The following is a 15,507-nucleotide window of genomic DNA, read 5'->3' on the forward strand; positions in this document are numbered from 1 at the left end:
TATTGTTATTACCTACAAGGACGTAGGTAATAAAACCGAACTATTTAACATCTGCAATAGCAAAAGCCAGCCGCTAGGTGTTTATTCAATTTAATTAAACTGAACTATTTCTAATCCTGCGGTAATGGTGCCATCGTCTTCTTTGCTAGCACGTATAACTTTAGCCGTTGCATTTAAAGAGGCAATACTTGGGTGAGTCGACTCTATATTAACCTGTAGCAAAGTATCGAGCTCAAGCAAGTCATCTAAATGAAGAGATAACCCAGTGGCACTTAAATCAACACATTCTGCGGTATAATTTAGCCCAGCAACAGGCTCTATTGTTGTTAATCGCGCAGGGGTATTAACCTGCATACGTCTAAAATTGCGCTTATCTTCAGTAAACATGCATCACCTTTAAACAACCGTGTTTATTTGCTCAAATAAAGTACCCATCGAAAACGGTTTTACTACATAGGCATCACACCCTGCATCAAAGCCAGCTTGCTTTTCCGAGGGCGACTCTAAGCCCGAAACCATAACAACAGGTATATTTTTAGTCTCAGGCGTGTGCTTAAGCATCCGACATGTATCATACCCATCTAGGCCAGGCATACATACATCAAGCAAAATAATATCCGGCGGGTTAGCAATGGCAGACGCCAAACAGCTTTTCCCCGAGTCAGCATAACTAACATCAAATTTTGAGGTCAGGGCAGATTTAAGCATTTCATAATTAAAATACTCGTCATCTACAACTAACAATCGCTTAATCTTATGTTCAACCGATGAGGACATAGGTATGTCGCTTCCTTCTCAACCAAAAATAAATCCTTCTATTAAGGTACTAAGCTTAATAGAAAATGCAAGTTTTATTCTATCTCTTTTATCGCATTCATAACGCGTTTTGCAGAAATAGGATATGGGGTACCTAAGGTTTGCGCAAACAGTGACACTCTAAGCTCCTGCTGCATCCAAAAAATAGCGTTTACCTGTTGCGGAATAGGCAAGCCTTTTGGAATTTTATTTACGAGCTTTTTGTACTCTTGCGCTACTTTTTCAAGCTCTAAAACGCACAATCTATCGCGGTTAGGATCAACAGGCAGTTTTTCTAAACGTTTTTGAATCGCTTTTAAATAACGAATTAGGTCGGGCATTTTATTCGCACCGTGAGCACTGACAAACCCTTTGAAGATAAGTGACTCAAGCTGCGATTTTATATCGCCATGGGCAGTTATCATAGTTAAATCGACACGCCCTTTCATTTTTTTATGTAACGCATGAGCAATGCTTAAAACTTGTTCAACTTGGGTGGCAATTTCGACCACAGCATCGCCTAGTTCGCCCCTAATTTGCTCTTTAACTTTATCAAAAGCGTTTTCATCGCGTATATCGCCATGCTTTATTAATAAGCTGTCTACGCCGGCGGCAATACAATCATCAATTAAATCTGCAATTTTCCCAAACGGATTAAAGTACAAGCCCAGTTTGGCTTTATTAGGCAAGTTTTGCTGAAGGTACTTTATTGGCGACGGCACATTTAATAAAACTAAACGCCGTAAACCTTGCTGATGCGCTTGCTGGGCTTTTTCTTCACTATCAAAGAGCTCAATTGCCGCTGTGGATTTTTTATCTACCAGCGCTGGGTAAGCTTTTATTTCGTATTGGCCTTGCTTTTTAACGTACGAAGCAGGCAAAGCGCCAAAGTCCCATTGTGTTAAATCGGCTTTTTCAATGCCTTTATCAGCCACCTTCGATAGCGTATCAGTTACTTTACCTTGCAGCTGTGCTTTTAGTTTTGCTAAATCTAGCCCGCGTGCAAGCAATTTATCGTGCTCATCACGCACCTCAAACTGCAATCTTAAATGAGGCGCCAATGCGTTTAAATCCCACGCTTCTATATCTACTTTTACGCCTGTCATTCTTAGTAAGCGTGTAGTAAGTGCATCAAGTAAGCTGCCTTGCATAGGTTCAATGGCTGCCAGTACAGCATCAGCGTAATTGGGAGCAGGTACAAAGTTACGACGTAACGACTTAGGTAACGATTTAATTAAACCACTTATTAGCTCATGCCTAAAGGCAGGTATGTGCCAATCAAACCCGGTTTCTTGCACTTGGTTTAAAAGTGCTACCGGTATTTGTACAGCCACCCCATCAACAGCTTGTCCTGGATCAAAATGATAGCTCAGCGGCAAAATAATATTATCTTGTTGCCATGTATCAGGGTAATCAAACTCAGTAATATTACTTGCACCGTGCTGCATAAGCTCTTCACGGGTCATGTATAGGTAGCGTTTGTCTTTTTGCTTTTGAGTTTTATACCACTTTATAAAGGCTGCACGGTTGTTAATTTCTTTAGGTATTTTTTTTTCGTAAAATTCAAATAACGTTTGCTCATCAACCAAAATATCGCGACGTCGCGATTTATGCTCAAGCACCTGAATATCTTCTATTAGCTCGCGGTTGTACGCTAAAAATTGCTCATTTAAGCCAAGCTCTTGCTCTACAAGCGCGGTGCGTACAAACAGCTCACGGCTAACTTTAGGGTCTATATTGCTATACACACAGCGGCGTTTATTAACCACCAATAAGCCGTACAAGGTTTGTTGCTCGAACGCGATAACAGCACCTGGTTTTTTCTCCCAATGCGGCTCAGAATAGCTTCGTTTTACTAAATGCTGTGCAAGGGGCTCTACCCAATTAATATCTATTTTGGCATTAATGCGTGCGTATAGTTTACTGGTCTCTACCAGCTCTGCCGACATAATCCATTTGGGGCTCTTTTTAAATAATCCAGAACCCGGAAAAATATGAAACTGGCTATTACGAGCGCCTTTATATATTTGCTTTTCGTCTTTAAAGCCTATGTGACTTAACATGCCGCTCAGTAGCGCTTTGTGTATTAGCTCAGAGTCAGCCACTTGCGTGGTGGCTTTAATTTTCATTTCGTTGCACACAGTGCTTATTTGATAAACAATGTCTTGCCACTCACGAATACGCATATAAGCTAAAAAGTCTTTTTGGCACAACTTTCTAAACTGGCTATTTGTCAGCTCACTTTGCTGCTCTTCTAGGTAATTCCAAAGATTTAAAAAAGCAATAAAATCCGAGTCAGGGTCATCAAAGCGGCTGTGTTTTTCGTTCGCTGCGGCGCGTTTTTCTTGCGGGCGCTCTCGGGGGTCTTGAATCGACAGCGCTGCCACAATAATAATAACTTCTCGTAGTGCACCGAGCTTATTAGCCGTCAACACCATTTTAGCTAAGCGCGGGTCGACCGGTAAGCGGCTAAGCTCACGCCCTGATTGCGTTAAACTCGTTTGATGGCGCTTTTTACTCGGCTTAATCGCCTGAAGTTCTTCAAGTAGGGTTAAACCATCGTTAATATTGCGGCTATCTGGCGCTTGTACAAACGGAAACTCGCTCATATCGCCAAGCCCTAATGCCAACATTTGCAAAATAACAGAGGCTAAATTAGTGCGCAGTATTTCTGGGTCTGTAAATTCTGGGCGAGATATAAAGTCATCTTGCGAATACAAGCGAATACAAATACCCGCTTCAACACGGCCACAGCGTCCCATACGTTGGTTCGCACTTGCCTGAGAAATAGGCTCAATAGGTAAACGCTGTACTTTAGTACGATAGCTGTAACGGCTAATACGCGCTGTACCTGGGTCTATTACATAGCGAATACCCGGCACCGTTAATGAGGTTTCGGCCACGTTGGTTGATAAAATGATATGGCGGCGCGAATGCGGGGCAAATATACGGTTTTGCTCTGCGTTAGATAAGCGCGAATAAAGTGGTAATACGTCGGTGTGTTTTAAATTACGTTTAGAGAGCGCCTCTGCGGTATCGCGTATTTCGCGCTCGCCATTTAAAAATATGAGAATGTCCCCTGGCCCTTCAGCGCACAGCTCATCTACCGCATCAAAAATACCTTGCAGTTGGTCGCCTTCGGCTTCCATAGCGTCTTTATTTATATCGCTTATAGGGTTATAGCGCACCTCAACGGGGAATGTACGTCCCGACACTTCAATAATTGGCGCATCATCAAAGTGCTTTGAAAAACGTTCAGGATCAATGGTCGCCGAGGTAATAATAACTTTTAAGTCGGGGCGCTTTGGCAGTAAGTTTTTTAAATACCCCAAAATAAAATCGATATTTAAGCTGCGCTCATGGGCTTCATCAATAATGATGGTGTCGTACTGATTTAAAAAACGGTCTTGTTGTATTTCGGCGAGCAAAATACCGTCGGTCATCAGTTTTACATACGTATTATTAGAAACCTGATCACTAAAGCGTATTTTAAAACCGATTTGTTGGCCAAGCTCACATTTCATTTCCTCAGCAATGCGGTTAGCTACGCTGCGCGCGGCTAAACGTCTTGGCTGGGTATGGCCAATAAAGCCATCAACCCCACGGCCAAGCTCTAAACACATTTTTGGTATTTGCGTGGTTTTACCTGAGCCTGTTTCACCGGCAATAATCACCACTTGATTATTCGCAATGGCGTCTTTAATGACATCCTTTTTTTGACTTACCGGTAATTGCTCAGGGTACGTTACAGCGGGCAGCTCAGCTAAACGTTTTTCACGTAGCTGCTGGCTGCGGGTAATATCAGCCGCTATTTTTTCAAGGGCATTGGCCTGCTTAGTCTCGTCTTGTATTTTTTTTACGCCATGTAAGCGTTTTTTAAATATAAACTGATCTTTTTTTAAGCACGTTTTAAGCTCGCCAAACAACTGACCTAGGTTTACCACCCGCACACCTTATAAATTTAATAAATGAGGGCTAATAGTATCAAAATAAACGCGCAGCGTTAATCCTACAATCCCTATAAGGCTTATATATCACGCTATTGGTTTTTAAAAATGCCCACAAAGGTTGCTTGCGTGTTCGATTTGCTCGCTCGGTACATGCCCGAGGTATTAAATGGCATACTAATATGACCTTTAGCATCCACAATAATAACCCCACCTGTACCACCTATAGGCGCAAGTACTTGGTTAATAACCTCATCCCCAGCTTGTTCAATGGTTTTATTTTGATATTTAACGCGTGCACAAATATCACTGGCAACACTGTAGCGAATAAAATACTCGCCGTGACCGGTGGCCGACACCGCACACGAATCGTTTTCAGCAAATGTACCCGCGCCAATAACAGGGGAATCGCCAATGCGGCCAAAGCGTTTTGCGGTCATGCCACCTGTAGATGTACCTGCGGCTAAATTGCCGTTTTTATCAAGTGCCACTGCGCCTACGGTGCCCATTTTATAATTTGTTGGCAGGGCATTATGCGCAGCTTGGTAGTTTTTGCTGGTTGCTTTTTCTTTTTCTAATTTTTGCTTTGCTTTTAAAAGTGCTTCATAACGGTGCTTAGTATCAAATATATTATTTTCTATCAGCGCAACGCCCTGTTCTTTTGCAAATTCTTCGGCGCCTTGACCACTAAGCATTACGTGTACTGAGTTATCCATTACTAAGCGGGCTAATTGAATTGGGCTTTCTATGTGCTTAACGCCAGCGACCGCACCCGCTTGACGGTTTCGCCCATCCATTATTGAGGCATCAAGTTCATGGCTGCCATCATAGGTGTACACTGCACCGCGCCCAGCATTAAAGTAAGGCGACTGCTCTAATACTTCAATAGCAGTGGTGATTGCATCTAAACTTTCGCCGCCCTTTTCAAGTACGGTGTAACCCGCTTCAACAGCTTCGGCTAGTTTTGCTCGGTAGGCTTTTTCTTGCTCTGGGGTAAATTTTGCTTTTTCAATTGTGCCTGCTCCACCATGAATCGCTATAGCAAACGGGGCTTGTTCACTTAATGCTTGCGTGCTTAATGTTAAGCAGCCGCTGGCTAAAACTGACAATAAGAATGTTTTTTTCATAGTGCGCTCTTTTTTAAATTTAGTATTGAATTTACTTTGAATGGTTACGCGTATTTTTTCAACTAATATCAACGGCATTAAGTTAGCGCTTTATTTAAGCAGCCAATAAACAGCCTAATAACAAAGCGAAATACGAGGGCGTTATTTCCCTTCATCACCCCTACTTTTTAACCCAATTGGCATAGAGTAAGTTTAATGGCACAAAAAAAGCGCCATCAGGCGCTTTTTACTAAACGTGTATGTAATTACGCGTCTTGCTTAGCTTTTAAACGTGCTAAACGTGCTACTTGGTGAGTAGATGTTAAGAACGAATAAATAGGTGCTAAGTAACCGCGCTTACGAAGCTCTAAAAATTCTTCATCGCTAAGCGAGTTAAGTTTTTTCTCATCAATAAGGTAAATACCGTTGATGTCTTTTTTCTCACCTTTAATGTCTACTGTTAGCGTTTGCGCTACTAGTAGCTCTTTATCAGCTAAGTATTTAGTGAATGCTTCTGTTACTTGAGAAAACTCAATGAAAGACACTAAAGACTCTTTACGACGCTTTAAGTAGTCAGTTTCTTCACCGTTTTCAAATAATGCGTTGCCTTCTTCTTCACCTACAAGCGAGCTTGCTTCGTCAATCACAATACCGTACTGATCTTGCTCAGGGTGCTTTACTAGACCTAATGGGTAACGCGTTGATGCCATAGGCGCAAAAGCTGCTGTCCATTTACCATCTTCTACAAACAGGTTTTCGCCTGGCTCTAGGCCAAACATTGCAACTGCTTGGAAAGTACCGCTTTCGTTGTTTTTAACAAAAGACATTGGGAATTCATTTGCTACGCGTGCAAACTCATGTGCAACTACTGGCACTAAATGTTGAGTTTTCATAAATTCAACGTTGATGCCGTTTTGAATTTTAGTGTTGGCATGCTTTTCGTTGTGTAAAGGCTGTACTTGTTGCTCCGCCATGTTACTGCTCCGTTTATTTTTAATATATATGTTTCATTGTTAATGCCTTTAGGCTAATGCTTTTGAACGAAAAAAGGAAGGGAAAGTTTTATGACAACCGTCATGAAAAAATAAAGTTTAACTAAATCTGGGCGTTGCTAAAAAACAGACAATAAAAACGCAACTAATACGCTCAAAAACAGTACAAATAACGGGTGATTTTAATACAGCACCATAAAAACCATTAACATTGGTTAACAGTTTGACGGTATTTTTTAAATGGGTTTAGCATGTTATTTAGCCAAATAAAAAGGCAGTTTAATTAAGCTGCCTTTTTAAACTGTAAATGAGCGGCTAAATTAAGGCGCCCAATACACTTCAATATTTATGCTTGGGTGGTTTAGCACAGCGCGAAGTGGCATATCGTTTACATCGCCACCCGCTTTAGCTTGCTTGTAAACCGCTAGCTTTTCTTCACCACTGATCAGAAGTTTAACCACTTTAGAGTTTGCTATTGCATTTAAAGTCAGTGTCATGCGCTCTGTAATGCTGCCTGTCACGTCACTTTCTATTGCATTAATAGCGCATACAGTTTGCTGTGTTGTTAAACCATGCTCAAGGCCCTGCGCATGTGGGAACAATGACGCTGTATGGCCATCTGGACCCATGCCTAAAATTGTTACATCATACGGTGCTTTTAAAGCGCCATAAGCGGCTTCACATACTTGTGTACCTTGCTCGGCCGTTGCTGCATCGTTTTTCATGGTAATAAAATTAGCGGCACTGCCGTAATTTTGTAACAAGGTGCTTTTTATAAACGCTTCGTTACTTTTTTCGTGGCTTGGCTCAACCCAGCGCTCATCAACCATGGCTACATCAATATTTTGCCAATCTAAATCAAGCGTTGATAAGTGCTTGTACGCTGGCGCCGGAGACGAACCGCCCGATACCATTAGCACAGCACGGCCATCACTTTTTATGCCATCACGTAAAGATTGCTCAAGCGTGTGTGATAGCTCAGCGGTTAACTCATCTTTTGAGTCAAAAAATTTTTCAACAAGTGTTGCCATACCTTACGCCTTATCGCCTGTGTTAAACCACACGTGGTTGTTTTCAGCTAATAATTCATCAGCATCATCCGGTCCCCAGCTACCAGCACGATAAAGTGCAGGTTTGCCTTTGGTTTGCCAGCGCTCAATAATTGGATCTATCCATTTCCACGCTTGACGAACTTCGTCACGGTGTATAAATAACGATGGGTTATTAGCTGCAGCATCAAGCATTAAGCGTTTGTACGCATCAGAATGGAAACCGTTGCTGTATGCTTGAGAAAGCTCAATATTCATCGTTACCGGCTCTAATTGCATTTCAAGATTATCAAGGCGCTTAGACATAAGCGTTAATTGAATCGTCTCTTCCGGCTGCAAACGAATAACAAGGCGGTTTGGCTCAATATTACCCACGTTTTCTTCATAAATATTGTGTGATACTTTTTTGTACTCAACCACAATTTCTGCACAACGTTTAGCCATACGCTTACCAGTACGAAGGTAAAAAGGTACCCCCGCCCAGCGCCAGTTATCAATGTGTGCACGAATAGCCACAAAGGTTTCTGTTTTACTTGAACCTTCGTTAAGCTCTTCTAAGTAACCTGGTACAATTTTACCGTTTAAATCCCCTGGTACGTATTGACCGCGAACGATATTTTCATCTACGTCACCTTCAAGTAACGGACGAAGTGCTTCTAATACTTTAAGTTTTTCAGTACGGATGCTATTTGCGTTTAGTTTATTTGGTGATTCCATTGCCACTAAGCACAATAACTGTAATAGGTGGTTTTGCACCATGTCGCGCAGTGCACCGGCTTTATCGTAAAAACCAGCACGGCTTTCAAGACCTACCGTTTCAGATAAACTAATTTGAATATTATCAATAGATTTAGCATCCCACATGTTTTCAAACAGTGAGTTTGAAAAACGCAGTGCCATTAGGTTTTGTACTGTCTCTTTACCTAAGTAGTGGTCAATACGGAAAATTTGCTCTTCGTCAAAAAACTCTGCAATTTTACCATTGATAGCCTCTGCTGATTCGCCGCAGTAACCAATTGGCTTTTCAACAACCACACGTGAAGTGGGTGTGATTAAACCTTTCGTTGATAAAATTTCACAACATGTGCCGTAAACAGCAGGCGGAAGTGATAAATAAAATACGCGAGATTTATTGCTGTCGTGCTCATCTAAAATGCCTTTAAGTACATCCCAGTTGTCGTCAGCTTCGGTTACGTTGCTTACTACAGGCACTAAGTAAGTAGAAAATGCTTTCCAATCTTTAGCGTTAAATTCGCCTTTACTTAAAAATTCTTTCAGTGCGTTGTGTGCTGTTTCTATGTAGTCAGCACGCTTACTTTCTTCACGCACTGTAGGCAGAATACGCGAGCCTTCTGGTAAGTTGCCTTCTTGATATGCTCTGTACATTGCAGGTAGCAATTTGCGTAACGCAAGATCACCACCGCCCCCAAAAATTATAATATCAAAAGGATTAAGCATAGTTACTCTCTACGTTTGTAATACCTAAAAGCGACTTCCATAAGCCGCTTGGTATGCAGGTTTAGTGCTTGAATGACAGTGGCTCTTAGTGTTAATAAAAGCCTATTGAATGTTTTACGCTATGGCGTTTTATTTATTATTTGACTGTTCGCACAATTAAATGAGTCTTAGGAGTCCTGTAAATCCTCTCACAAAAATACAGGCCCTAAGAACTCCAGCGCTACCCGTTCAAAGGTACTCGGTTTGCTTATTTACATAAGCGAATATATTACTGCGTACGGTGTTGCTTGTAGTACGCGATTAAGCCATTTGTTGAACTATCGTGGGCGTGTTTTACGCTGTCATCGGTTAGTTCGCTTTCAATTTTAGAGGCAAGGCCTTTACCAAGCTCTACACCCCATTGATCAAATGAGCAAATTTCTAAAATTATGCCTTGGCAGAAAATTTTATGTTCGTACAGCGCAATTAAGCGTCCTACTGTTTTTGCATCAACTGTATCTAGCAGTATAGATGTTGTAGGGCGATTCCCCTGATGAATTTTATGATTTAGTAACTCATCAATTTGCGCTTGTGTTTTACCTTTAGCGGCTAAATCTTCTGTGACTTGCTGTGCATCTACACCGCTCATCATTGCTTCTGTTTGCGCTAAAAAGTTAGATAATAAAATATCGTGATGCTTATCTACGGCTACCTGCGGCTTAACTGAGGCTATAAAATCAGCAGGTACAATTACATTACCTTGGTGTAAGCACTGATAAAACGCATGTTGGCCGTTAATACCGGTCATACCCCAAATAATAGGAACCGTTGTATAAGGTACGGTTTCGCCTGCAAAGTTTACGTGTTTACCGTTACTTTCCATCTCACCTTGCTGTAAATACGCAGGTAACATATGAAGCGCTTGGTCGTACGGTAAAATAGCTTGCGACGTAAAGCCTAAAAAGCTGGTATTCCATACACTAAGTAGTGCCATTATAAGCGGAATATTTTGCTCAAATGGGGCTGCTTTAAAGTGCTCATCTACTTCAAATGCGCCTTCTAAAATAGCTTCAAACGCGTCATAACCTAGGTATAACGCAATAGGTAAGCCTATCGCACTCCAAAGTGAAAAGCGACCCCCTACCCAATCCCACATAGTGAATACGTTTTCATCGCTAATACCAAAGGCTGCGGTTTTTTCTAAGTTTGTGCTAACAGCAACAAAATGCTTAGCAATGGCGCTGTCATCTTTTGCTGTTTGTAAAAACCAATCAACGGCCGTTTTGGCGTTGGTCATGGTTTCTGATGTGGTAAATGTTTTCGATGAAATAACAAACAAGGTTGTTTCTGGGTCAATTGCTTTTAACACAGAGGCAATTTGAACACCGTCAGCATTAGATACGTAATGAACATTTAAAGTGTCATCAGCAAGTGCTTTTAGCGCTTCGGTTGCCATTTGCGGGCCTAGGTTTGAACCACCTACACCAATGCTTACCACATCTTTTACTGCTTTACCTGTGTAGCCTACCCATTGCCCACTGCGTACTTTTTCTACAAAGGTTTTAATTTTAGCTAATTCGTTATCAACCGCTTGTGTTACGTCTTCGCCGTCAACAACTAAAGGTGTATGGGCACGATTACGTAAAGCAGTATGAAGAACAGCACGCTCTTCTGTAATATTGATTTTTTCACCGCTAAACATCTTGTCGCGCCAAGAGGCAATGTCACACTCTTTAGCAAGCTCGATGAGTTGTGCAAAAATAGTTTTATCAATACGCTGCTTTGAATAATCAAACAACACACCCGGAATCTGAGTAGAGAATGCATCAAATCGTGTATCATCTTGTGCAAATAACGTTTTTAGATGGGTTTGTTTCATCTGCGCGGCACTATTTTGCAGTGCTTGCCAACTTGCTAATTGCGAACGATTAGACATGTAAATATCCTCTAAAATATTTAAATTAATGATTTAAAAACAGTTTTAGGTAAAAAGACTTCGCTAATTGCGCGTAGTGCTAGTAAAAAAGCAAGCGCTTAGTATAACGAAAAAAGCAATAAAAATGCTGTTTTTATAATTTATGATGCAGATAATAACGCAATTTTTTACTTTTGACACCGGTATCATAAAAATTTTATGAATTAATTACCCACAAATTTTAAGCATTTAATAGTTTAAACAACATTTATTAAATATTCATGAATTAGGGCCTGTTGACCTTTTAGGATTAAAATTTGTACAAACTAGGAACAATTTAATCCTGCCGCGAGGTTTGTTCTCTAGTGGGCTCAGTAACTGCTCCTACGTTACGCTAGTGGCTTACATCCATATAAAAATACCAAACACACTGCTGCAAATTAAACTTCGAAACATTATAGGCCCAAAGCATAAAATGCATCGTATGCACTCGCCTAGCTTTATAGGTGGTTAAAACATCCTCAAAACTAGGCCCATAATTAGCTCACCAACGCCAAGCCACCCGCTACGTTATAAATATTCGCAAAGCCTAATTGCTGTAAATTTGCCGCTGCAATTTTAGAACGATTGCCGCTTCTACACAGTAATATATAGGTGTGCTGCGGGTTTAATTGATTTTGTACTATGGCGTTAGCCATACGGCTAAGTGAAATATTAAGCGTATTAGATAAAGGCGCGGCAAAAAGCTCCGCCACATTAATTGCGCCATGTTCATACGGCTCACGGGTATCAATTAAATACACATTTTTTTGCGTTAGTAACGCTTTAGCTTGCGTAAAGTCTAGCTGCTTAGTGTCTGTTTGCACCGCCGCCTGTACATAGCCACACAATTGGTTACTAGTTTGCATATGTAGCTGATCGTGTTGTGCTTTTAGCTGTGCAAATTGCGCCGTACTTAGTTCTCCATTTAATAACGGGCTAAGCAAAGGCGTTTGTGCACGTACAGTACGCCAGTTAATGGCAAAGCATTGCTGATAGTCATGCCCCGAACAAATAACCGTATCGTCACTTATTTGCTCAGCAAGGGTAATAAGTGAGTGTGCCATTTGCGTTGCAATGCCCCCTTCAAGCGAGGTATTGCCAAGTCCTGCAGGTAAAATTAAATCACCGCAAAAACAATAATCAATATGGCCTGTGGTGCGCTCTTTTAATAAATAACTAACGCTGTCTTTGCTGTGCCCTGGGGTTGGCTTTATGGTTAGCGTTTTTGTACCAAGCTCAATGCTATTTTGCAGCGCATGCGTTGTGCCCAGTACTTCATTTAACAAAGCCACTGCGCTTGGACGGTCTTGGTGCTGGTGGGTATCTAAAATTGCTTTTACGTTGAGCTGTTGTGTGCTCACTATTTTTTCAAAGCGCGGAATAAGCTCTATTACCGGGTCAATAATAACAGCGCTGTCATCGTCACTAACATACAGCCAGCTACACGCCCCTTTATGCCTAAATTGTGTTAATCCTAGCGCGCATACTTCTTGCTTTGGCGAGGCACTGTCAGAAACAATTAAGCAATTGGCCTCTAATACCGCCTTTAGCGAGCATATTCGCTTGCATGCTTGGCTAATTTGCTGCTCGGTTGCAGCAGGTCCAAAAGACAGCCTAATGGCGTTTTCACTTTGCCAATTAGTTGCCCCCATTGCATCAAGCACAAAACTGCGTGTTGCCCCTGTACTGCATGCCGAACCACCGCTCACTCTAATGCCTGCTGCGTCAAATAAATCAATAACCTCTTTGGAGGTGAGCGTATCAACAGCAAAATTAAGGGTGGTAGGTACAGAATGTGAAAAATCGTGATTAAAGGTTATATCACCAAAGGTACTTTGCAGCGCATTAAGCAGTTGCGCTCTGTAGCTATTTAATACCTCAACCGACTTAAACGTGTCATCGTTTTTATCTAGCAGCAAGTTAAACAGTTTGTTAAGCCCTGCTATGCCTGGTAGGTTTTCGGTGCCAGAGCGCATGCCGCTTTCTTGCCCGCCCCCCGCAATAAATGGCGTATAGGCACTGCCATTTTTAATGTATAAAAAACCAATACCTTTTGGTGCATAGAGTTTATGACCCGAAAACGGGGCATAATCTATGCTGGTACTACTAAGCGCTAGCGCTTGTTTACCTAAGGCTTGTACACAATCAACCATCCAAGACACTGATTTATTACGGCTGCGAATAGTATGTTCTATAGCGTTTAAATCTTGATAAACACCGGTTTCGTTATTAACCGCCATGGTGCAAATCATTAGCGCGTTATTTATGTGCTCACTAATAAACGCTAAATCTAAAATCCCTTTACTATCAACAGGAATAGCCAGTAATTGGGCGTTAATGCCTAAAACGCTATTCCAATGTTTTAACGTATTAGGCACCGCTTTGTGCTCAGTTGCCCCGTACAATAATACAGGGTTTTTAATCGTATGATTTTTAGCATGAATGAGCGTTGAAACAATGGCTGTTTGTATGCCCTCCGTTGCGCCTGAGGTAAAAAGAATATCGCCATCGGGCGCACCAATAACATGGCGTGCATTTTGCCTTGTTTGTTCTAATAAATACTTAGCTTGTATACCGCTAATATGGGGGCTTGAAGGGTTACCAAAACAAATTTGCATGGTGTGCGACACCACATCGGCAATACAGGGTAAAACAGGTGTTGTAGCGTTTGCATCAAGATAAACTTGGGCTGCTTGTTCATCGTGCAATAAAAACTCAGACATTAAAAATGCACCTTTATTACTAAAAAATATATCTTATACCCAATAGTACATAAGTTTGTTCTCATTGGGTAATAATCAATTAGTAACTTAGGTGCGTTTACTATGCTTTTTTAAACTAAAAGTACGTTACTCTGCCCGCTCTTTTGTTATTTCTCCATGCGTAGATGACCAGGCATTTATTAGCGCTTTTACAAGCGATGCGAGCGGAATGGCAAAAAACACGCCCCAAAATCCCCATAAGCCACCAAAAAATAGCACTGCAACAATAATAAATACGGGATTTAAATCAACGGCCTCAGAAAACAACAAGGGCACTAATACATTGCCATCGAGCGCCTGAATGACCCCGTAAATTATTAATATGGTCCAAAACTGCGTTTCGATACCAAATTGAAACAGCGCCACCGCCGCAACCGGTATAGTAACCAATGCCGCACCTACAAACGGAATTAACACCGAAAACCCAACCAACACGCCAAGTAAAGCTGCATAACGTAAATCAAGTACAGTAAAGGCAATAAACGAGGTGCCACCCACAATTAAAATTTCGAATACTTTGCCTCGAATATAATTCATTATTTGCTGGTTCATTTCGTGCCACACTTGCAAAATTAACCGTCTCTGCTGCGGAATAAGCGTAGCGGCACTGCTTGTAAGCTCAAGCTTGTCTTTAAGCATAAAAAATACAAGTAAGGGTACGAGCACCAAATAAATAAGCCATGCCACAACATCTTTTAGCGAAGTAAGTGAAAACGAGACAATAACTTGGCCAAATTCGAGCGCCTTTGCTTCTACACTTGCCACAATAGCTTGGACCTGCTCGGCATTAATTAAACTGGGGTATTGCTGCGGTAAGGCCATTAAAAATGACTTACCTTGCTCTACCATGTGTGGGGTTTCTTGTACTAAATTACTGGTTTGCTTCCAAAGTACGGGGCCAATAACCAAAATAAGGGTAAGCATAACCCCGGTAAATATCAGCATTACAATGACTGTGGCACTAAAGCGTTTTAACCCAAAGCGCTCTAAGTGTACAACCGGCCAATCAAGTAAATAAGCAATCACCAATGCCACTAACACAGGAACAATTAACGAGCCAAAAAAGTACAGTAATGCCACAGAGGCAATGAGTAAAAAAAGTAAGGTGACTGAATGAGGATCTGAGAACTTTCTTTCGTACCATGTTTTAACGTATTCAAACATGCAATGGCTCCACTAGTAATAGTCCTAGGTGTTGATCAAATTTATATGTATATGCATTTTTGCTTAAAAAACGCGTAATATCATCTGCGCTTTCATCGTTATTTATACTAAACGTTATTGCCTTATTAGATGACTGCGCATTACGAAGCGCTAATTTAAATTGTACAAACTGTTGTGGGCATTTAAATTTTTTTAAATCGCACTCTAACATAACTACTTTACTCGCTAAGTAAAATGAATAATAAGTCGCATATTGTCGGTCATTCTATTTATAAAATGTGAACAGCAGTAACTTTTT

11 protein-coding genes are annotated in these 15,507 nt (G+C 41.2%); all 11 read right to left on the bottom strand.

The features are described 5' to 3' along the window. Nucleotides 1-90: 90 nt before the first annotated feature. The 11 genes from PSH54_RS13865 to PSH54_RS13915 all read right to left on the bottom strand — a co-directional run bounded on the left by PSH54_RS13865 (nucleotide 91) and on the right by PSH54_RS13915 (nucleotide 15,420). A complete protein-coding gene (locus PSH54_RS13865; protein ID WP_138685908.1) occupies nucleotides 91-387 on the bottom strand; it encodes a PilZ domain-containing protein in 297 nt (98 codons plus the stop codon). A gap of 9 nt (nucleotides 388-396) precedes the next feature. Next, a complete protein-coding gene (locus tag PSH54_RS13870; RefSeq protein ID WP_024034218.1) occupies nucleotides 397-777 on the bottom strand; it encodes a response regulator in 381 nt (126 codons plus the stop codon). Between the two features lie 74 nt (nucleotides 778-851). After that, nucleotides 852-4,739: an ATP-dependent RNA helicase HrpA gene (gene hrpA, locus PSH54_RS13875; RefSeq protein ID WP_273606363.1), complete on the bottom strand. Its 3,888-nt coding sequence runs from the start codon at nucleotides 4,737-4,739 to the stop codon at nucleotides 852-854. Between the two features lie 95 nt (nucleotides 4,740-4,834). Then, nucleotides 4,835-5,869 carry an isoaspartyl peptidase/L-asparaginase family protein gene (locus PSH54_RS13880; protein ID WP_273606364.1) on the bottom strand — a complete coding sequence of 345 codons (1,035 nt, stop codon included), beginning with the start codon at nucleotides 5,867-5,869 and terminating at the stop codon, nucleotides 4,835-4,837. A 245-nt stretch (nucleotides 5,870-6,114) separates the two neighbouring features. Beyond that, entirely contained in the window at nucleotides 6,115-6,822 is a 708-nt protein-coding gene (locus PSH54_RS13885; RefSeq protein WP_004589180.1) for a SapC family protein, read from the bottom strand. A gap of 338 nt (nucleotides 6,823-7,160) precedes the next feature. Then, on the bottom strand, nucleotides 7,161-7,871 hold the full coding sequence (gene pgl / locus PSH54_RS13890; protein ID WP_273606365.1) for a 6-phosphogluconolactonase: 711 nt from the start codon (nucleotides 7,869-7,871) through the stop codon (nucleotides 7,161-7,163). Nucleotides 7,872-7,874: 3 nt separating this feature from the next. Beyond that, nucleotides 7,875-9,347 carry a glucose-6-phosphate dehydrogenase gene (zwf, locus tag PSH54_RS13895; RefSeq protein ID WP_004589178.1) on the bottom strand — a complete coding sequence of 491 codons (1,473 nt, stop codon included), beginning with the start codon at nucleotides 9,345-9,347 and terminating at the stop codon, nucleotides 7,875-7,877. Between the two features lie 268 nt (nucleotides 9,348-9,615). Then, a complete protein-coding gene (gene pgi / locus PSH54_RS13900; RefSeq protein WP_004589177.1) occupies nucleotides 9,616-11,262 on the bottom strand; it encodes a glucose-6-phosphate isomerase in 1,647 nt (548 codons plus the stop codon). 518 nt (nucleotides 11,263-11,780) lie between these two features. Then, entirely contained in the window at nucleotides 11,781-14,006 is a 2,226-nt protein-coding gene (locus PSH54_RS13905) for an aminotransferase class V-fold PLP-dependent enzyme (RefSeq protein ID WP_273606366.1), read from the bottom strand. Between the two features lie 126 nt (nucleotides 14,007-14,132). Continuing rightward, the gene (locus PSH54_RS13910) at nucleotides 14,133-15,209 is read right to left on the bottom strand and encodes an AI-2E family transporter (RefSeq protein WP_004589175.1); all 1,077 of its coding nucleotides are present in this window, start codon (nucleotides 15,207-15,209) and stop codon (nucleotides 14,133-14,135) included. Continuing rightward, nucleotides 15,202-15,420, bottom strand: a complete 219-nt coding sequence (locus tag PSH54_RS13915; protein WP_004589174.1) for a hypothetical protein — start codon at nucleotides 15,418-15,420, stop codon at nucleotides 15,202-15,204. The genes PSH54_RS13910 and PSH54_RS13915 overlap by 8 nt, the downstream gene beginning before the upstream one ends. Nucleotides 15,421-15,507: the final 87 nt, after the last annotated feature.

This window comes from Pseudoalteromonas sp. Angola-30 (assembly GCF_028599215.1).
Taxonomy (GTDB): Bacteria; Pseudomonadota; Gammaproteobacteria; order Enterobacterales; family Alteromonadaceae; genus Pseudoalteromonas; species Pseudoalteromonas atlantica.